17 protein-coding genes are annotated in these 19,326 nt (G+C 54.9%); 11 read left to right on the top strand and 6 right to left on the bottom strand.

Annotated elements, in window-relative coordinates; all coding sequences use genetic code 11:
• Positions 1-64 precede the first annotated feature (64 nt).
• Complete coding sequence (locus tag ACZ5PT_RS05360; protein WP_464265777.1) at positions 65-343, top strand: hypothetical protein; 279 nt, start codon at positions 65-67, stop codon at positions 341-343.
• A gap of 78 nt (positions 344-421) precedes the next feature.
• On the opposite strand, the gene ACZ5PT_RS05355 is transcribed toward ACZ5PT_RS05360, so the two are convergent.
• Positions 422-2,824: a penicillin-binding protein 1A gene (locus ACZ5PT_RS05355; RefSeq protein ID WP_464265776.1), complete on the bottom strand. Its 2,403-nt coding sequence runs from the start codon at positions 2,822-2,824 to the stop codon at positions 422-424.
• Between the two features lie 228 nt (positions 2,825-3,052).
• Here ACZ5PT_RS05355 and pyk point away from each other — a divergent pair, with 228 nt between their 5' ends.
• From pyk to ybgF, 10 genes are all read left to right on the top strand, one after another.
• A complete protein-coding gene (gene pyk / locus ACZ5PT_RS05350) occupies positions 3,053-4,513 on the top strand; it encodes a pyruvate kinase (protein ID WP_464265775.1) in 1,461 nt (486 codons plus the stop codon).
• A 140-nt stretch (positions 4,514-4,653) separates the two neighbouring features.
• Positions 4,654-5,334: a 7-cyano-7-deazaguanine synthase QueC gene (queC, locus tag ACZ5PT_RS05345; protein ID WP_464265774.1), complete on the top strand. Its 681-nt coding sequence runs from the start codon at positions 4,654-4,656 to the stop codon at positions 5,332-5,334.
• 11 nt (positions 5,335-5,345) lie between these two features.
• Positions 5,346-6,137: a GTP cyclohydrolase FolE2 gene (gene folE2, locus ACZ5PT_RS05340; RefSeq protein ID WP_464265773.1), complete on the top strand. Its 792-nt coding sequence runs from the start codon at positions 5,346-5,348 to the stop codon at positions 6,135-6,137.
• Positions 6,138-6,141: 4 nt separating this feature from the next.
• Complete coding sequence (locus ACZ5PT_RS05335) at positions 6,142-6,834, top strand: TIGR04282 family arsenosugar biosynthesis glycosyltransferase (RefSeq protein ID WP_464265772.1); 693 nt, start codon at positions 6,142-6,144, stop codon at positions 6,832-6,834.
• Between the two features lie 113 nt (positions 6,835-6,947).
• The gene (gene tolQ / locus ACZ5PT_RS05330; protein WP_464265771.1) at positions 6,948-7,625 is read left to right on the top strand and encodes a protein TolQ; all 678 of its coding nucleotides are present in this window, start codon (positions 6,948-6,950) and stop codon (positions 7,623-7,625) included.
• The gene (gene tolR, locus ACZ5PT_RS05325) at positions 7,626-8,048 is read left to right on the top strand and encodes a protein TolR (protein WP_464265770.1); all 423 of its coding nucleotides are present in this window, start codon (positions 7,626-7,628) and stop codon (positions 8,046-8,048) included.
• A complete protein-coding gene (locus tag ACZ5PT_RS05320) occupies positions 8,041-8,928 on the top strand; it encodes a TonB C-terminal domain-containing protein (protein WP_464265769.1) in 888 nt (295 codons plus the stop codon). The genes tolR and ACZ5PT_RS05320 overlap by 8 nt, the downstream gene beginning before the upstream one ends.
• Positions 8,925-10,223 (top strand): Tol-Pal system beta propeller repeat protein TolB, encoded by a 1,299-nt coding sequence (gene tolB, locus ACZ5PT_RS05315; RefSeq protein WP_464265768.1) that lies wholly within the window; start codon positions 8,925-8,927, stop codon positions 10,221-10,223. Before ACZ5PT_RS05320 ends, tolB begins: the two co-directional genes overlap by 4 nt.
• A gap of 145 nt (positions 10,224-10,368) precedes the next feature.
• Positions 10,369-10,926 carry a peptidoglycan-associated lipoprotein Pal gene (pal, locus tag ACZ5PT_RS05310; protein WP_464265767.1) on the top strand — a complete coding sequence of 186 codons (558 nt, stop codon included), beginning with the start codon at positions 10,369-10,371 and terminating at the stop codon, positions 10,924-10,926.
• A 69-nt stretch (positions 10,927-10,995) separates the two neighbouring features.
• Entirely contained in the window at positions 10,996-11,787 is a 792-nt protein-coding gene (gene ybgF / locus ACZ5PT_RS05305) for a tol-pal system protein YbgF (protein WP_464265766.1), read from the top strand.
• Between the two features lie 98 nt (positions 11,788-11,885).
• Here the strand turns inward: ybgF and ACZ5PT_RS05300 are convergent, their stop codons facing one another.
• The 5 genes from ACZ5PT_RS05300 to ACZ5PT_RS05280 all read right to left on the bottom strand — a co-directional run bounded on the left by ACZ5PT_RS05300 (position 11,886) and on the right by ACZ5PT_RS05280 (position 19,306).
• Positions 11,886-13,622: a cation:proton antiporter domain-containing protein gene (locus ACZ5PT_RS05300; protein ID WP_464265765.1), complete on the bottom strand. Its 1,737-nt coding sequence runs from the start codon at positions 13,620-13,622 to the stop codon at positions 11,886-11,888.
• Positions 13,623-13,783: 161 nt separating this feature from the next.
• Positions 13,784-14,932 (bottom strand): NrfD/PsrC family molybdoenzyme membrane anchor subunit, encoded by a 1,149-nt coding sequence (gene nrfD, locus ACZ5PT_RS05295; RefSeq protein WP_464265764.1) that lies wholly within the window; start codon positions 14,930-14,932, stop codon positions 13,784-13,786.
• A 12-nt stretch (positions 14,933-14,944) separates the two neighbouring features.
• The gene (locus tag ACZ5PT_RS05290) at positions 14,945-15,505 is read right to left on the bottom strand and encodes a 4Fe-4S dicluster domain-containing protein (RefSeq protein ID WP_464265763.1); all 561 of its coding nucleotides are present in this window, start codon (positions 15,503-15,505) and stop codon (positions 14,945-14,947) included.
• A 31-nt stretch (positions 15,506-15,536) separates the two neighbouring features.
• Positions 15,537-17,741 carry a molybdopterin-containing oxidoreductase family protein gene (locus ACZ5PT_RS05285; protein WP_464265762.1) on the bottom strand — a complete coding sequence of 735 codons (2,205 nt, stop codon included), beginning with the start codon at positions 17,739-17,741 and terminating at the stop codon, positions 15,537-15,539.
• A 119-nt stretch (positions 17,742-17,860) separates the two neighbouring features.
• Positions 17,861-19,306 carry a DUF3373 family protein gene (locus ACZ5PT_RS05280; RefSeq protein ID WP_464265761.1) on the bottom strand — a complete coding sequence of 482 codons (1,446 nt, stop codon included), beginning with the start codon at positions 19,304-19,306 and terminating at the stop codon, positions 17,861-17,863.
• Positions 19,307-19,326 lie beyond the last annotated feature (20 nt).

Here is a 19,326-nt window from a genome sequence, read left to right as displayed (position 1 = left end):
GCCGTTAGTTTGTCAACAAGTAAACCGATCGGTCCACTCGTTAGGTGGAGAAAAGAGAGTCGAGATGATGAGTCGGGGCAGAAAGCATACCGGACCTTACTGTTCGCGTTTTGGAACGATTGCCGTGGAGTTCGAATTTATCAATATTGAGCAGTTGAAGTTGGCCCTCGATGAACAGGTTGAGGATGACTTGTCCAATCGTCCGCACCGGATCATCGGCGCTATCTGTTTTTCCCGTGGCTGGATGACCCCGGAGCAGATCGATATTGTGCTCAACCATATGTTTAAAGCCAGGGTGCAGCGCGGCGGTCAAGCGCACCCGGTGCGGGAGGCGGCCGGCTGAGAAGCTGGGTTGAAAAGAATTAGCAGGAGGCGAAAAGGAGCTGTCGATTATTGACGGCTCCTTTTTTTATGCAGGTCGTTAGAGGGTTCCTTCAAGGTCAAGGCGGAAGAAATCACGGGCCTTGAGTTGGGTGTCTTCGCTCTGTCGGGTTGGGGCTGTTCCTGGGGCAAAGGCCTCAAAGTGGGCTTGCTCGTTATCTTCGGCCAGCAGCAGCCCGTTTTTCGGATCGATCGGGTGAAATTCTATACTGTCAGGGACGCGAAAGTGGGCAACCGGATATTGCTTGATCGCCTCCTGCATAAAATTAACCCAGGCCGGGGCGGCAGCCCGAGAGCCGGTTTCACTTTTACCCAAGGGACGTTCCTGGTCGTAGCCGACCCAGGAAGCGCAGGCCAGTTGTGGAATATAACCGATATACCAGGCATCCTTAAGATCGTTGGTGGTCCCGGTTTTGCCCGCCGATGGGCGACCGATAGCCTTGGCCCGCCAGCCACTGCCCTCGCGAACGACACTTTCCATCACGTTGGTGATCAGGTAGGCGGTTTCCGGAGAGATGACCCGCCGTGGCGGTTTGCGGATCAGGCGCTGATCTTCGGCCATGCCGGTAGCAAAATCAGCCGGGTCGATCGACTCGAGAATGCGGCCGTTGCGGTCCTTGATGCGGGTGATATAGGTTGGCGGTATCAGGATGCCGCCGTTGGCGAAAACGGTGTAGGCGGTCAACATCTCCAGTGGTGTCACGGCGGTTGAGCCGAGGCCCATGGTCAGGTCGCGCTGCATGGGTGTTTCGATGCCGAGTTTAGTGGCATAATTGGCCGCGTAGTTCAGGCCGATATCCTCAAGAATCTTGATCGTCACCACATTGCGGGAGTGGGCCAAGGCTTGCCGGAAGCTGGTTGGGCCGTAGAATTTTTCCTCGTAGTTGCGTGGTTTCCATTCTTCCAGTTCCCCGGTTTCAAGCCTTTCGTTTTCGTAGATCAATGGCGTATCGAGAATGACGCTGCCTGGCGTGTAGCCCTTGTCGAGGGCGGCCGCGTAAATGATCGGTTTGATCGCCGAACCGGGCAGACGCTTGGCCTGGGTGGCGCGGTTGAACTGACTTTCACTGAAATCGTAGCCACCGACCATCGCTTTGATTTGACCGGTAAAGGGGTCGATGGCGATCAGCGCGCCCTGGGCCAGCGGACGTTGTTCCAATTTGAGTTGCCATGGTTCGCTGCTGTTATCGACAATACTGACCTCGATCACCGCACCGAGCGGCAGGCGGGTCTCTTTTTCATCACCTTTGTTGCCGGCTGGTAAGATATCCGCGGCAACCACCCGCAATGGCGATGCCCACTTGGATTCTTTGATGGAAATGACCCCGTTGGCGGTACCGATCCGGCAGAGGATCTGATTTTTCTGCTGGCCGATAACCAGGGCCTGGCTGAAACTGCCGCTGTCCAGCGGCTCTTCGTTTTGGGCTTTTAACTGTTGCTCGAGGAATTGTTGCTGCGCATCATCATCAAGAACCTTCTCAACCGGCCGGAATCCCTGCCGCTTGTCGTGGTTGCGGAGATTATTCTTCACCGACTCCTGGGCAACCTGCTGCATCGCGAGGTTGATGCTGGTTTCCACCTGCAGGCCGCCGGTGTAGAGCAGGTTGCTGCCGAAGCGTTCTTCGAGGTAGCGGCGGACCTGTTCGTTGAAATAGGCGGTGACGTCGAGCAGATTGTTCAGTCGCGGTTTGATGGCGACCTCTTCGACGGCGGCCGTATCGGCTTCTGCTTGGGTGACGAAGCCCTCTTTGACCATCCGCCCTAACACATACTTCTGCCGTTTCATGGCGCGTTGATAGTGCCGATAGGGGGAGTAGCGGCTGGGGGCTTGTGGTAGCCCGGCAAGAATGGCACTTTCAGCTAGGGTCAGCTGTTCGACGTTTTTATCAAAGTAGTTCTCAGCCGCCGCTTCGACGCCATAAGCGCGGTGTCCGAGATAGATCTGGTTCAGATACAGATAGAGGATCTCCTGTTTGGTCAGCGCTTTTTCCATCCGCCAGGCCAGGATCGCCTCTTTGAATTTGCGTGTAAAGGTCCGCTCTGAGGTCAGGAGCAGTTTTTTCGCCACCTGCTGGGTGATGGTGCTGCCGCCCTGGGCGATGCCGCCGGCTTTGACATTTTTTAGCGCCGCGCGCAGGATTGAAATGAAATCGATCCCCTGATGTTTGAAAAAGCTGGCATCCTCGGAAGCTACAAAGGCCTGTACTAAGGTTTTGGGGATTTTATCATAGGGCACCAGAATCCGCCGTTCACGCGAGTATTCTGCAATAATATTGCCGTCATCGGCGTAGATACGGGTGATCAGCGGCGGCTGGTAATCGGCGAGGGTTTCCACCTTTGGCAGAGTGGCTGAAACGTAGAAATAGGCGCCGACCAACAGGGCAGCGCCGAGCAGCGGCATGCAGAGCAGCCCCAGCAGGGTATATTTGATATATGGTTTCATGTTGCGTTGTCCAATAAAAAGGAGCAATCCCCGTGAGGTTACTCTTGCGAAGCTCACCATAGACTAACAAAAGTAATTGATTTTTATAGCACGTCAGCCTGAAACGGAGCAACCGCTTGCTATTCTATACAAGGGGAGGACGAGTAATATCGCTGGAAACTTCTGCCGATTTGCTTTACTCTGCCGCGCTATTCACCCATTAGCTGCTTAATTATGGAGAAAAATCCTATGTATCGAGGCACTAAAATCGTCGCCACCGTCGGTCCTTCCTGTGCGGAAAGAGCGCAACTGGAGAGTCTGCTTAAGGCAGGAGTTGATGTGTTTCGACTCAACTTTTCACACGGCGAATTGCAGCAGAAGGAACAGTGGATCGCGCTGATCCGCGATCTCTCCCGCCAGCAGCAGCGGGCGGTTTCGATTCTTGGTGATCTGCAGGGGCCGAAAATCCGTACCGGACTGATGAAGGACGGGCGCCAATTATTGACTGAAGGGCAGGAGGTGGTGATTACCACCTCCAACGTTGCGGGTGCCGATGGGCTGATCCCGACTATTTATCAGGCGCTGCCGCAGGATGTGGTGCCCGGCAACCAGATTCTTCTCGACGACGGACTGCTCGAGCTTAAGGTGCTGCGGATCGAGGAGCAACAGGTCTATTGCCAAGTGGTGGTCGGTGGTGTCTTGAAGGATCGCAAAGGGATCAACCTGCCGGGGGTCAAGGTTTCGGCGCCAGCGATGACCGAGAAAGATCTGCTCGATCTGCAGTTCTGTATCGAGCAGGAGCTCGATTGGGTCGCGCTGTCCTTTGTTCGCACCGCTGCCGAGGTGAAGCAGTTGAAGCAGATCATCTATCAGCAGAATTCGTCGATGAAAGTCATCTCTAAAATCGAAAAGCCGGAAGCGGTGGATAATTTTGACGCCATCCTTGAAGTGACCGATGGCGTGATGGTGGCGCGGGGGGACCTGGGGGTTGAGGTGCCATCAGAGCATGTGCCGCTGATTCAGAAAATGATTATTCGTAAATGCAACCAGCTGGGAAAACCGGTGATTACCGCTACCCAGATGTTGGAGAGTATGATTGGCAACCCGCGTCCAACCCGCGCTGAAACCTCCGATGTGGCAAACGCTATCCTCGATGGCACCGACGCGGTGATGCTCTCCGGCGAAACGGCCGCAGGTCTCTATCCGGTCGCTGCGGTCGAGGTGATGGATCGCATCGCCCGTGATGTCGAAGCTGATCCGCAGTTACGCGCCAAATTGTTCGAGATGCAGCGGATTGTCGATGGCTACCATAATCTGCCCGAAGCGATCGGCCAAGCCGCCTGCCAGGTGGCGAAGAATGTTGGCGCGGCGGCGATTCTTGCCTTTACCCAGACCGGCAGTACCGTCGCCCTGGTCGCCAAGCACCGGCCGGGCCTGCCGATTTTGGCGGTCACCCCATCGAAGCAGGTGCGACGACGCTTGGCTCTTTACGGTGGGGTGCGTTCGCTGCGCGTCGATATTCAGGGGACGACCGAAACGCAGATCACCTCGGTGGAAAAGGCGGTTCTCGAATCGGGCCTGTTGCAGCGTGGTGATGTGGTGGTGATTACCATGGGCAGTCCGGTGTCGGCCCCCGGAACCACCAATCTGCTCAAGGTCCACCGCCTTGGCACTGGTGATTTCTACGAAGTCCACAAGCCGGGTGCTTGACGCACAAAGCTAATCGGCCTAATCTCGATTTGCACGCGGGCGACCCATGGGTCGCCCCTACAATATCGTGGAACAGAAACAGCAAGGAGGAGCGAGACATGTCTCGCCCGAGTTTGTTCAATAGAGAAAAGGATCAATCTATGAAAAAAGCCGTGGTTCTTTACAGTGGTGGACTTGATTCAACCACGTGCATGGCGATTGCCCGGGAGCAGGGCTATGAAGCCTACGCGCTGAGCTTTAATTATGGTCAGCGGCATACCGTTGAGCTGGATAAGGCGCGCGAATACGCGCCGCTGATCGGTGCCAAGCAGCATATGGTCATCGATATCAACCTGCGGCAGATGGGCGGCAGCGCCCTGACTGCAGATATCGATGTGCCCAAGGATGGTGCCAGTGATGAAGAAATCCCGGTTACTTATGTGCCGGCGCGCAACACCATCTTTCTCTCCTTCGCCCTTGGTTGGGCCGAGGTGCTGGGCGCGTCCGATATCTTCATCGGCGTCAACGCCCTTGATTATTCCGGCTATCCCGACTGTCGACCCGAATTTGTGACCGCCTTTCAGCAAATGGCCAATCTAGCGACAAAAGCTGGAGTGGAAGGCAACCCCTACCAGATTCAGGCGCCGCTCATCGATTGGACCAAAGCGCAGATTATCCAACAGGGATTGGATCTGGGTGTCGATTATGCCCTGACTCACTCCTGTTACGATCCGACTGCCGAGGGGATTTCCTGTGGGCACTGCGATTCCTGTCTGCTACGGCTCAAAGGGTTTGCCGACGCCGGTTGCGAAGATCCGGTTGCTTATGTTGATCGAGGATAGGGAGATCGCCCATGTCTAAAATGCCAGATATGCAAAAAAGCCTTGATACCCGCAACATCGCCATCGACAAGGTCGGGGTCAAGGATATCCGCTATCCAATCGTGGTGCAGGATAAACAACGCGAGCAGCAGCACACCGTGGCGCGGGTCAACATGTTCGTCGATCTGCCGGAGCAGTTTAAAGGGACGCACATGAGCCGCTTTATCGAGGTGCTCAATCTCTACCACGGTGCGATCAGCGTCGAAAATCTGGAAAATATCCTCATCGAGATGAAGCAGCGTTTGGAGGCGGACCGGGCGCATCTGGAACTCGATTTTCCCTATTTCATCGAAAAAACCGCACCGGTTTCTGCTGCCCGCAGTCTGCTTGAATATCAGTGCCGGATGATCGGGACCCTTGATGACCAATTCGATTTCGTTCTAGAAGCGAGTATTCCGGTCACCTCGCTGTGCCCTTGCTCCAAAGAGATCAGCGAGCGCGGTGCGCACAATCAGCGCAGTATCGTCACGGTGCAGATCCGCTATAGCGAACATATTTGGCTCGAAGATCTGATCGCCTGGGTCGAGGAGTGTGCCAGTTGCCAGGTCTATTCGCTGCTCAAGCGCGAGGATGAAAAGGCGGTCACCGAACAGGCCTACGATAACCCGATGTTCGTCGAAGATATGGTTCGCGCGGTCACCGAAAAGCTGCGCGCCGTGCCGTCCGTCAACTGGTTCAAGATTCAGTGCGAGAACTTTGAGTCGATCCATAACCACTCGGCGTACGCGATGGTTGAAGAGCAAAAAACCGGAGTCTGTGGATAAGCCTGTGGAAGATGTGGATAACCCAACGCGGAAAAGCGCTAAAAGTGCGATTTTGGGGATATACGCCAAACAGCCGCTGCCCGGAAAGTGTAAAACCCGCCTCTGTCCGCCCCTGACTCAGGAGCAAGCGGCGCAGCTGTATCGTTGTTCATTGTTGGAAACGGTCAGCAGAATGCACGCCGGCTGCGGATACGATCTGGCGATCTGTTACATCGGTGAGCGCAGCTGGTTCGAACAAGCTTTTCCCGGGGTGCGGCTGATGCCGCAACGTGGAGACGATTTGGGCGCGCGGATGGCCGACTCCCTAGCCGGGTTTCTGCGTCAGGGCTATCGGCAAGCGGCCCTGATCGGGAGCGATGCCCCCGACCTGCCGATCGAATTGGTCGAGCAGGCTTTTAGCGCCTTGCAGCAGGCGGAGGTCGTGCTGGCTCCGGCGATCGATGGCGGTTATGTGTTGATCGGTGAATCTGTTCACCGGCCGGAACTGTTTGACGCCATCCAGTGGAGTACCGGTGAGGTGCTGGCGGAGACTCTACGGCGGATTGAACAGTATTCAATCAAGGCCGTTCAACTTAGTTGTTGGGAAGATCTGGATGACCTGCCGAGTCTGCGCAAGTTTTTGACGCGGTCGCCAAAAACCCGCACTGCCGAGCATCTGCGCCAACAATTGGCAGGGTATTTTCCGGCAGGCGAATAAACGATCCGCTGGCTTGACTTGCCACTTCAGCTGCCCGATAATCTGACGGCTATCAAATTTACTTTCATAGGGAGACGGACCTGTTCGTTTTCTTGCAAAAAAGGAGACAGCTCTTGTTCGATTTGGTACTTCAGGCCGGTCCGGTGGTTAAGCTGGTTTTGGCCATTCTGGTCTACTTCTCGCTGGTTTCCTGGGCGATTATCTTTTACAAATTTACCGTCGTGCAAAAGGCCATCAAGGAATCGGAGCGTTTCCTCGATTTTTTCTGGAGCAAGAAGCGTTTCGATGTCGTCGGCCAGGGGATCAAGGACTATTCCAATTCGCCGTTGGCAACCCTGTTTCGTGAGGGTTACCACGAGATGCTGCAATTGAAGAAAAAGTCGGTCGATCCGGCCGATAGCGGCGATTTTTCGATCAAAATGGATACCACTGAGATTGTCGGGCGTGCCCTGCGGCGGGCCACCACCCAGGAGACCCACCGGCTGGAAAAATATCTGACCTTCCTCGCCACCACCGGTTCCACGGCGCCCTTTATCGGACTGTTCGGTACCGTCTGGGGGATCATGGACGCCTTTCACGGCATCGGTCAGACCGGTAGTGCTTCGCTGGCGGTTGTTGCTCCGGGAATTTCCGAGGCCCTGATAGCCACGGCTATCGGCCTGGCGGCAGCGATCCCTGCGGTTATGGGTTACAATCACTTTCTCAATAAGGTCAACGTGCTGATTGGTGAGATGGATAACTTCAGTCAGGAATTTCTGAATATCGTCGAGCGCATGGAGCGGAGTAACTAGATGGAAATCGGCACTTCATCACGCGGTCGGCGCAGCAGCATGGCGCAGATCAACGTGACGCCTTTCGTCGATGTTATGTTGGTGCTGCTGATCATCTTTATGGTCACCGCACCGATGCTCGATCAGGGCGTACAGGTTGATCTGCCGGAGGTCGCCGAATCTCCCGGCCTGCCCGCGCAGCAGGAACCGTTGGTTGTCACCATGAAGCGTAACGGCCAGATCTTTATCGGCAAGGCCGAGATCAAGCAGATCAGCAAGCTCGGGTCGGTGTTGAAACAGGCGCTCAAGGGCAAGCCGGACCGCGAGGTTTTTCTGGAGGCCGATAGCAAGGTGCCTTATGGCCGGGTGGTGCAGGTGATGGCGGCGGTCAAACGTGCCGGGGTGGAAAAAATGGGGATGGTGACCCGCCTCCCGGATGAGTAGCCAGAGCCCCATGGAAACGTCCCGTAAGCAGCGTTGGAAGCAGCTGCAGTCAGTGTTTGAGCCCGGTTTCCGGCGTATGCTCCTGGTCTCTTTGTTGGTCCACCTGCTCCTGCCGGTCCTTTATCATACCCCTTGGTTCCCGAAAAAAGATCCCCTCAAACCCCCGGTCTACCGTGTCAACCTGGTCAACAAGCCGGTCAAGAATCCGCAGGCCGGTCGTCCAGAGGCAGTGGTCAAAAAGCAAAAGCCCAAGGCGAAGCCGAAGGCCAAACCGAAGCCGATTCCAGCGAAACCGAAACCTGTACCGGTGAAGCCTAAGCCGGTCGTGGAGAAGCCTAAGCCAAAAGCGACCCCGAAGCCGGTGATTAAGCCGGAATCGAAACCAGAGCCCAAGCCGAGCGTTAGTAAGTCCCAGGAAAGTGCACGTCTGGATGCGATGGCGGAGTTGCGGGCGAAACTTGAGAGGCAAAAGGCGGAACAGGAGCGGCAGGAAAGGCTCGACGCTCTGCGGGCTGCCGTTGCAGTTGAGAGCCAGCAGAGCGAATCGCCGGTTAAGGATGCGCCGGTCGGTTCGGTGACCGGCAAGGGCGATCAGGTCGGGGTTGACGAGCGGGACTACGTGCGTGAGTTTATTACCCAGCAGTGGCGACTCTCTCAATATCAGCTCGACTCCCGGCGACTCGAGGCCGAGGTGGTGCTGGTTTATACCGCTGCCGGGACAATGCAACATTACCGCTTTGTGCGGAAGTCGGGCAACGAACTGTTCGACAGTTCCTTATTGCGGGCGATTTTGAAATCGAAGGATCTTGGTCAACCATTACAGGAACAAACTGAATTTAACGTTGTTTTCAACCTCAAGGATATGTTGGACAGGCCATGAAAATACACCGCGCAGTTGTTTTCACCTTTCTGATCTGTACGCTGTTCGCCGCCCCCGCGTTGGCAGTCAGGATCGAAATCAGTGCTCCCGGTGAGCAGACCATCCCACTGGCGATCACCTCGTTGTTGCCGATGGGGCCGGTGCCGGCAGGAATTGCCGAAGAATTCCAAGAAGTTCTGGCCAACGATCTGGATTTTTCCGGTCTCTTCGACCTGGTCGATCCGCAGTCATTTTTAGGCGATGCGCAGAAGCTGACCCTACACAGTACCGAAGTTGATTTTGCCCAGTGGCGGATGCTCGGAGCTGATTCGCTGATCAAGGGGGGCTATCAGCTTGAGGGGGAGAAGCTGACCATTGAGTTGCGCCTCTTTGATGTGGTCTCCCGTCGCTTACTGACCGGGCGGCGCTATTTTGGCAAGCGCGGCGACGTACGCCGTATCGCTCATACCTTTGCCGATCAGGTGATGCAAAGCCTGACCGGTGAGATCGGATCATTTAATAGCCGTATCGCCTATATTTCCAAACGCACCGGTCGCAAAGAGCTGTACCTGATGGATGTCGACGGAAATAAGCCACTGCGGCTGACCGATCATCGCTCTATCGTTCTCAACCCCGATTTTGCGCCAAAGCGCAAGGAGTTGATCTTTACCTCCTATAAAAATGGGAATCCAGATCTCTACCGCAAAGAGATCTACACCGGGCGGGAATCGCGGCTGTCGCTGAAGCAGGGTTTGAATATTGGCGGTCGCTACAGCCCAGATGGTCGCGAGGTTGCGCTGACCTTGTCGAAGGATAAAAACTCGGAGATTTATCTGCTCGGCACCGATGGCACCATCCACAAGCGCCTGACCAACCACTACAGTATTGACGTCGATCCCTCCTGGAGCCCTGACGGCCATCAGATTGCTTTTGTCTCTGACCGGCGCGGCAACCCGAATGTCTTTATCGTCGATGTGCACACCCTGGAAGTGAAGCGTCTGACCTACGAGGGGAAATACAATGCCACACCGGCCTGGGGTCCTAAGGGGGAGCGGATTGCCTTTGCGCGCCTGGAAGACAGGCAGTTTAATCTCTTTTCCATCCGTCCGGACGGAACTGACGAACGGCAGTTGACGTTCGGTCCGGGCAGCAAAGAACATCCCCGCTGGAGTCCGGATGGGCGCTTTCTTGTCTATTCGTTGGATAAGGGTAATGAAAAATCGATCTGGATGATGCGTGCCGATGGCACCGGAGCGCGACGGGTGTCAGCTGCCGGTGGCAGTGATAGTCATCCGGCCTGGTCGGGACGCTGGTAAATCGCGGAACGATACGCTAAAAGCCTGTAATGGGGAGTTGTTTTTGTGCGGCGCTTCTGTATAATGAGCGGGTGTTTTAACCCCAGTTTGTGATTCTGACATCAAATTGAACATTTATATCGCGTATGCGAAAGGAGTGGTTGTTATGGATAAGTTCAAACTTGCCCGCCTGCTGGTGATGTTTGCCGTTGTGACTTTGTTGGCGGTAGGCTGTGCCAAAAAGCCGGTGACTGAGCCTGCTATCGAAGAACCGACGGAAGTGGCTGTGATTGAAGAACAACCAGCCGCTATCGTTGAGCAGCAGGTTGATGAGGCCGCCGCTGCCCGCGCTGCTCGCGCTGCCGCTGAAGCTGCCGCCGCTCGTGCTGCCAGTGGTTTGAGCCGGGTCTATTTTGATTTTGATCAGTATGTTCTGAATGGTGCTGCCAAGCAACAGTTGGGGCGTAACGCCGATCTGCTCAAAGCCGCTCCGAGCGTCAAAGTGCAAATTGAAGGTCACTGTGATGAGCGCGGTTCCGATGAGTACAACTTGGCACTTGGCGAAAAACGTGCTTTGGCGACCAAGAATTACCTGGTGTCCCTCGGCGTCGCTGCTGACCGCATGAGCGTTATCTCTTACGGTGAAGAAGTTGCGCTTGACCCAGCAAGTACTGAAGCTGCCTGGGCTAAAAACCGCCGCGCAGAGTTCAAAGCCCGTCGTTAAACGGATATCGTAATCTCTTAGGGCCGCGCATGCAGATGTGCGGCCCTTTTTGTTTCAGGAGGCCAACAGATGCGCTGGATAATAACATTGCTCGGTTTGCTGCTATTCACGGGGTGTGTCCCATCCGAGAGTCAACTGCGGATGGAAAAGGATCTGGAGGTGATGAAGCGACATCTCCAGCAGTTGGAAGTTGGTAAGGAAGAGGCGACCAGCAGTGGCGTTGCCGACGGCGATGCGTTACATCGGCAAGTGGCCGAGGTTCAGGCTGGACTCGATAATTTGCGTGTGGAATTTCAGTCGGTCAATGGTCGGCTCGATGATCTCAGTCGCGACAATCAGCAGTTGATCGACGAACTGCAATTGGTTAAGGACGATATGGGGCTGCAGTTTAATTCCCTGGCAACCAGGGTTGCAGAGCTGGAACAACGTCCGCTGGTTCCGGCACCGCTGGCTCGGTCAGCCAAACCTGCGGTGATTAAGCCGCCGCAGGAAACAGCAGAGCAACTGTACCAGCGGGCGCTCGATATGATCCGCAAGGAGCAAAGGTTCGCCGCGGGTCGCCAGTTGCTGGACGACTTTGTCACAAAATATCCACAGCATGACCTGTACGTCAACGCTCTGTATTGGAGTGGAGAAGCGCTCTACGGGGAAAGTAAATATGAACTGTCGATCCTGCAGCTGCAGGACGTCATCAGCAAGTACAGCAACCACCCCAAGGCTGCAGCGGCGATGCTGAAGCAGGCCCTGGCTTTCAATGCCCTCGGTGATGGCGATAATGCCCGTACGACGATGCAAAAGCTGATTGACGATTATCCTGACTCACCGCAAGTGACATCAGCGAAGAAATTCCTCGCTAACTAGACAGCTTGAAACCGTAGGTAAAAAAAGGGTGCCCCATTGTGGGCGCCCTTTTTTTGTACCGAAACGAACAGCTTGAAGAGCATGCGAGAAAAGCTGACCTAACTGTCAAGATTAAGCCGGCGGAAGGCTGACAGCACGTCGTTCTGGCTGAGGATGCCGAGTAGTTTCTTCGGGTTCTCTGGATCAATAACCGGAAAGTAGCTGATGTTGCGCTTCTTGCGAAAGGTTTTTAACGCCTCTCGCAGGGGGGTGTCGGGGGGGATGGAATGGTGTGCGGAAGAAACCAGATCTTTTGCCACCAACAGGTCGGAGAGGGACGGATCGAACAGCAGGTTGCGGATCTCGGTGTAATTGATGATGCCGACGAAGTTGCGCGCATCATCGGTTACCGGAAAGCGATCGTAGCGGCTGTGGGCGATCACCCGCAACAGTTCTTGGAAATTGGTCCCGTGGTGAATGGTTTCGACGTTGTGGCGCATGACGTGTCGCACCAGGATGTCGCCGGGGGATTCGACGTTGTGGCCGGCCGGCAAACCTAAATTGGTGCGGAAATGGTGGGCAACGCTGTGCAACCCTTCCATCGCTCCTTGCGGAGCTCTTTTGCGCAACACCGAAAGGATCGGCACTTCGCCGGCCTTGACCAGCCCATGGCGGACGGCCAGCGGGCCAATCAATTCAAAGATGACCACCGAACCGAGCACCACGGTCTGAATCAGCGCCCCGCCTTCCGGCCAGATGTTGTTCAGTGTCGCCGCCAAACCGATCGCCATACCGGCTTGGGCCAACAGGGTCATGCCGATCCAGGTTCGTTCCCGCCGCCCAAAACGGCCCAGTTTTGCCCCGAGCCACCCACCGGCCAACTTGCCGATGGTCCGAGCCGCGACGTAAGCAATCCCGAGCAGACCGATGTGGCTGAGGGTTTCAATGTGCAGGTTGGCTCCGGCCAGAACGAAAAAAACCACATACAGGGGATAATCGATTTCGTTCAGCGATTTTACCAGCCGATGCCAACGCGGGGAACTGTTAGCCAGCACCATGCCCATGGCAATGCAGGAAAGCAGTGGTTCGAGTTCCAGTGCCCGACTAAAAGCAACAACCGTTGTGACACTCCCGAGTAGCAGGATTTTGTGTTCGCTGGAGAGTTCCAGCCGCTGGGCCCAGACCGAGGCGCCGAAACCGAAGGCACCACCGACAATCAGCGGCATGGATATCTGATAGCCGAGGGTCGCCAGGTTGCCATCGGGGGAAATCAACAGCTGTGCGGCAATCGCAAAAGCGAAGGCGGAGAACAGATTGTTGAGACCGACCAGCGTTAATAGCGCACTGGTGACCGGGCCTTCAGACTCATATTCGCGGATCACCATCAGCGTTGCTGCAGGGGCGGTGGCAATGCCAATGATGCCGGTAAAAACGGCAAAAAAGGTCGAGGTTTGTAACAGGGTCAATGGTGAAACAGTTGCCTGCAGAATGAATAAATTGACCATAAAAACCGACAGGCCAACCAGCAGGCCGGTGGTTAGGGCTTCGGTACAGGAAAAAAGGAAGATGCGATGTTTCCAGCGGCGCAAATTTTCGGTGCGCAACTGACCGCCGATGTTCATCAGGATCAATGCCAGAGCGATATCAGAAATGATCTGCAGTTCGCCGAGGGCATAATGGGAAACCAGATGCGGGAGGTCGAACAGTCCGGCAAATGAGGGCCCGACCAGCAGTCCTGCCAGCAGGTAACCGGTGACCCGCGGGATTCGGCAGAGCATCGCCAGGCGGCCGCCGATCAGGGCGCTGATTAAGATCACTGCAAGGGCAACAGTTATCTGAAAAAAATCACTGTTCATGGTCACCTGTTAGGTTGTGGTAATGCTGATAATTGACTTTTGAGAATACCTAATGTACCGCAAATATGAAAAGGCGGGCAAAAAAAAGGGAGAGAGACGTCATGTCTCTCTCCCTTTTTTTCTGTGGTTGTTATCTTGGGGGGGTATTTATTTTTGCGGGTTTACAGCTCATCCGGGTCCAGTGGCAGCAGTCGTTCAGCCACAGTATAGAGGAACAGACAGGTACAGATGGCCCCAATGGTAATGCCGAGTTCAGACAACGACGGAGAATAATGCAACAGGCCGTTAACCAGGTTGGCAGTGTCCTCACGCATCGAGACCAACTGGCCAATGATGACCAGATCGTAACGCATGAAGAAGATGCCGATGGTCGAGGACAGACCGGCAAACATGACCCCGGCCGGTGTGCGGGTGGTCTTCGGAAAGAGGATGCAAAGCGGAATAACCAGCCCCATCAGCACCTCAAAGAACCAGAAATTAAAGGCGAAAGGTCCACTGATCATCGCCATGGTCGCTTCATATTTTCCCGGGGGATGACCATAGATGCCGGGAATGATTTTCCAGACAACAAAGAAAACCAGGGTCATCAAGGTGAGGATCTGCAAGCGACCGAGGCTGTCCATAAAATCGACATACTTTAACGGCATCGGCGCACCCGATTTTTTATGATTAAAATAAACAATCATACCGACTAGGGCGCAACCGGAAACCAAGGCCGAGACAATGAAATAGATCGGCAGGAAAGAGCCGTGCCAGAAGGGCCGGGCTTCCAGCAGACCGAATACCGCGCCCAGGTTTGAGTGGGCGGAGACCGCGGCGGTAAAGCCGAGCACACCCATGGTAAAGGCTCCTTTGTGCATCCCTTTCATAAGAAAGTAGAACTCGGCACAGAGAAACATTAAGTAAACCCCGTAAAGGGTACCCATCCACCAGATGGCGGAACTGAAATTGGGGCTGAGAATGGTATAAATACCCATCCGAATCGGGTGGTTTATTTCCATACCGATTGCCCCGAAACCACAGAGCAAGGTTAATATCGCGAGAATAATGGCCCGTTTGCCGATAAACTCGAACTGTTTCATGCCGAAGACATGGCCGAGACTCGAAATCAAACAGAGGCCGGTACTGGATACAACCAGAAAAACGTAGGTAGCAATCAGAAGTCCCCAGGGGATTTCACGGGTGACATTATAGGCCTGAGCATGACCGACGATCAGGACATTAATGACCCCGGCGGCTCCGGCTGCCATCCCCAATACTAGGATGGCTATCCAGACGTATAACTTTGGACGATTTTTAAAGGCTGACATCAGTCTCTCCTCTTAATCCAGATAAAATAAATGCGGGTTGGTCCCCATCGCTGGTTTTAAGACCTTTGATGGATTCCTGGCCAACAGCAGAGACACCTCGGAGTTCGGGTCGTTCAGATCACCGAACGCCCGAACCTTGGTCGGGCAGGTCTCCACGCAAGCGGGCAACTGCGGCGGAACAGCGTAGATTCGCTGGGCGCAGAAGGTGCACTTATCAATCGCCCCGGTCTCTTCATTGTAGTAACGAGCATTATAGGGGCAAGCGGTCTGACAGTATTTGCACCCGATACACTTGTCGTCATTTACATCTACAATGCCATCCTGATTGGTGAAGGTTGCACGGGTCGGGCAAACATGCTCACAGGGAGCATTGCTGCAATGCTGACACTGGCTGGGGATAAAGGACTGCCCCAGATTTGGATAGGTGCCACGCAGCTTACTGGTGACCACCCAGTTACGATAGTTATCTGGCCCTGTGGGGACATTATTTTCCGCCTTGCAGGCCACGGTGCAGGCCTTGCAGTCGATACAGCGTTCAGTATCGAGGACGATGGCGAAGCGTTTATTTTTCATCGTTCTAACTCCTTAAACTCTGTGTCCTGCCTCAGGCGGGAGAAATTTCCACGAAAGTCTCATGCATGGCGGCATTGCCCGAAATCGGACAGTACTTGCTTTCGATCAGCGCGGCATCACAGCCACCCTTGCCATGGATGTTCGTTAAGCCCTTGGACAGCACCCCAAAGCCATGCGCCATGTAGACACTGTCGGGACGGATCTTTTCGGTGACCTCAAGCTTCAGCTGCTCTTCACCGACCGGGCTCTTGACCTTGACCATCTGACCGTTGCGCAGATTCAGCTTTTTGGCTTCATCCGGATTCAGCCAGAGGGTGTTTTCTGGCATGATATCGTGCAGATAGGCGTTGTTGGCGGTGGTGCCGTGGGTAAAGTAGGCGTGACGGCCGACCAGCAGACGATACTTGCTGCTCGGGACTTTTTCTGGAGATCGGTAAACCGGCAATGGGTCGAGACCCTTCTTGGCGTACTTCTCCGAATAAAGTTCGATTTTACCCGACCTGGTTTTCAGGCGCTTGCCGTTGAAGCGACCATAAGTCGGTGTGGTCTTTTCGAAATAAACACCCTTGCTTTTCAGGTCTTCGTAAATCTGCGGCTTCTTGCTTACCAAGTGGTGGATATGCTCCTCCATGGTGAAGTCAAAGGTCTCATAGACTTCGCTGCCGAGACGCTTGGCAATCTGTTGCATGATCCACAGGTTCGGCTTGCTTTCGAACATCGCTTCGACACAAGGCTGACGGAAGGTCACCACCGGTACCGGTCCGCCGAGACATTCAGGTGGATCGAGTCGCTCCAGGTAGGTTGCCTCAGGCAACACAACATCGGAGTACCAAGCCGTGTCGCTCATGGCGATGTCAATGGTGCAGATAAAGTCCATCTGCTGCATCAGGCGCAACGACTTGGCCCGGTCAGGAACCGATGCCAGCACGTTCTGTTTGTAGACCATCATCCCTTTGATCGGATAGGGGTCGGCGGCCAGGGCGCGCTCACGGAAGATCGGCCAGGAACCGTCCTTTTCCGACAGGTAGGCTGCGCCGCCCTTATCGAGGCGTTCGTGGACATCATCGTACCAAGGGGCAAGGAAATCATGTTTGGTCAGCTTGATGCAGTCGTTCGGTAGTAGTCCGCCCTTGGTATCCCAGCCACCGACGATGGCATTAAGGATCGCCATGGCGCGGCGCATCTGGGTATCGTTGGAGAAGAAGGATGAGCGTCGCCCTTGGTAATAGACCGCACTAGGGGAGGCTTTGGCAAACTCGTGGGCAATCCGGCGGATGTGCTTGGCCGGGATCTCTGTTTCTGTTTCTGCCCATTCGGGGGTGTACTGCTGGATGTGTGGCTTCAGCATATCAAAGCCGACGGTCTTCTCTTCGATGAAGTCATCGTCGTAGAGACCCTCGGTAATAATCACATTAATCAAGGCCAGAATGAAGGCCATGTCGGTGCCCGGTTTAATCGGGTACCATTCGTCCGCTTTGGCCGCGGTTTTGGTAAAGCGTGGATCAAGATAGATCAGTTTACGCCGGCCGCCTTCACCGGTGAGCATGTCGATGGAATCGGGGGTCATCAGTGCTTCGGCACGGTTTGCACCGCTCATGATGATGTAATCAGCATTCAGCACATCGGGGGTCGGATTGGTGCCATAGGTGGCGCCGAAGCCCTGGATGTTGGATGACAGGCAGAGGGTCGGATGGCGGAGGGTGTTCGGCGAGCCGTAGGTCTCTGCCAGCTGGAGAAAGAAGTGCTCCGTAAGAGTGCCCTCGGTGGAGGCGAACATCATCGAGGCGCGATTGTATTTTTCGGCAACGTCATTCATGCCTTTGGCGACCATGTCGAGAGCTTCGTCCCAACTGGCGCGCCGCCATTTACCTTCGCCACGCTCTCCGACGCGGATCAGCGGGTACTTGAGCCGATCGGGATCGTATACCACCTTGGTGCCGGCATTGCCGCGAGCACAAAGCATGGCGCGGCTTTTGGGGAAGAAATTCGGGTTCGGGTCAAGCTTGTGGATGACACCATCCCGCACACGGGCAATCACGCCACACTTATTGACGCACATGCCGCAACTGGTAAAAATATCCTGGGTCGGTAGGGTCGCTGTTTGACTGACATGGCCATCTTTGGCCAGGGCTTTCAAAACGGTCACCTGAGAACCGACCACGGCTGTGGTCAGTGCGCAGGTAGAAAGCCCCAAAAAGCGCCTACGGCTTAAACTTTTAGTTCTCGGGGAAGACACGTTAGGCTCCTATATTGCTAGAGTTTTGTTTGATTGTTATATACCGATGTTACGGTTTTCATTTGAAAAAAGTTGGAGAGAGGGGGTTGCCCTCTCTCCAACAGGTTGGGCAGGTTAAATTAGAACTTAATTGTCATGGAGGCATAAGCATCCAGGGCGGTATCAACAACACCAAATCCTGAGAATGCGGTACCAGCTTCTATGTCACTGACTTTTTCGGGTTTGCCGACAATTACGCCACTATTGGTGTACTCGTAGTCGTAGTAGATGGCGCCGATTTTGATGAAGGCCTTTGGATTGATATCAAAGATGTAGTAAGCCTCAGCAGCGTGACCGCGGGTGGCCAGCTTGCTACCGAGGATGTCATCCTGAGCTTGGGTGAAGGGGGCCCAGTACTGGGAACCGTAGTTGTACTCGAAACCGACCTTACCCATCGGCGCCGGGATCTGGGTGCCGACATAGATGGAGTAACCATCGCGCTCGGTTTCATCGCCAGGAGTATTGGAGAGCATGCCGCCGAAGCCAAAATCGCTAACGTTGCCATTTGGCAGGGAGCGGGTCCAACCGCCGGAGGCAAAGAGGACGGTGCCGTTCTCCAGGGTGCGGCCATAGCCAACGCCGCCGAGCAGCAGATCACCGATGTTTTTCGATGCGGCCATTCTGCTGACCGTCATGCCATTAGAACCAAACATCCCCGCCGGAAGTACCGCGAGGCCTTTGAAGCCGTCGGTGACATCCTTGGCGCCGAACAGGGTGAATTGCAGCCAGGAATCATCATCCGACCAGGCGTCGAAGTTGAAACCTCCGAGGTGGGTGTCCTCGATTTCAGTTTGCTGGCCGAGGGTGCCGTTACCCAAGTCCGACTCGTAGCCTTGGCCATAGCAGAAGCGTAGGGTCTGGCCTTCGGTATCAGTGAGTTTGCCGAGTTTGTAACCGAGGGTGATGCCGTCGAAGTCGAAGTTGACCAGGTGACCGGACGGGGTGCCGCCGCGGGCTTCATTTTCACGGTAGTTGGTCGGTGCGCCGTAGGTCGAAGGGCGACGACCGATCGACAGATAAGCGTTACCGTCAACAAGGTCACTCCAGACAAAATAGGCTCGTTCCACGTGTACGGTATCTCCGGTGGTGTGGCCACCGTTGGTGCCGTCCATGGTGACGTTGCCGAAGTTGTCTAATACCTGGACGCCAGTAGAATCGCCCCAGTTCTTGTACATGTTCAAGCGACCGCTGAATTTGATGTTTTTGGCTACTTTGGCCTTCATCCCCAGGCGCAAGCGGGTGGTGTAAAGGATCGCATTGTCATCGGTCGATGCACCTTTAAACGCACCGGTGTTGAAAAGCACCTTTTGACGTGTCGAGTCAGCCTTGGTGCGCATGTCGCCGTACCAGCTGATCCGGTCGGTCGCGGTGTGGATTTCGGTTTTGCCAACCCGGTCGTCCATCTCATCGAGCTGTTCAGCGATTTCTGCAATCTGTTTCTGCAGTTCTTCGATGGTTGGTGCTGCCAAGACCGAGCTTGGGACGAGCAGCAGGCCCGCCAGCAGCATTAAAAGAAATTTATTCATTTGGTGTTGCCTCCGATGGT

This window comes from Desulfuromusa ferrireducens, assembly GCF_055389805.1.
This window is presented reverse-complemented; position numbering and strand designations above follow the sequence as displayed.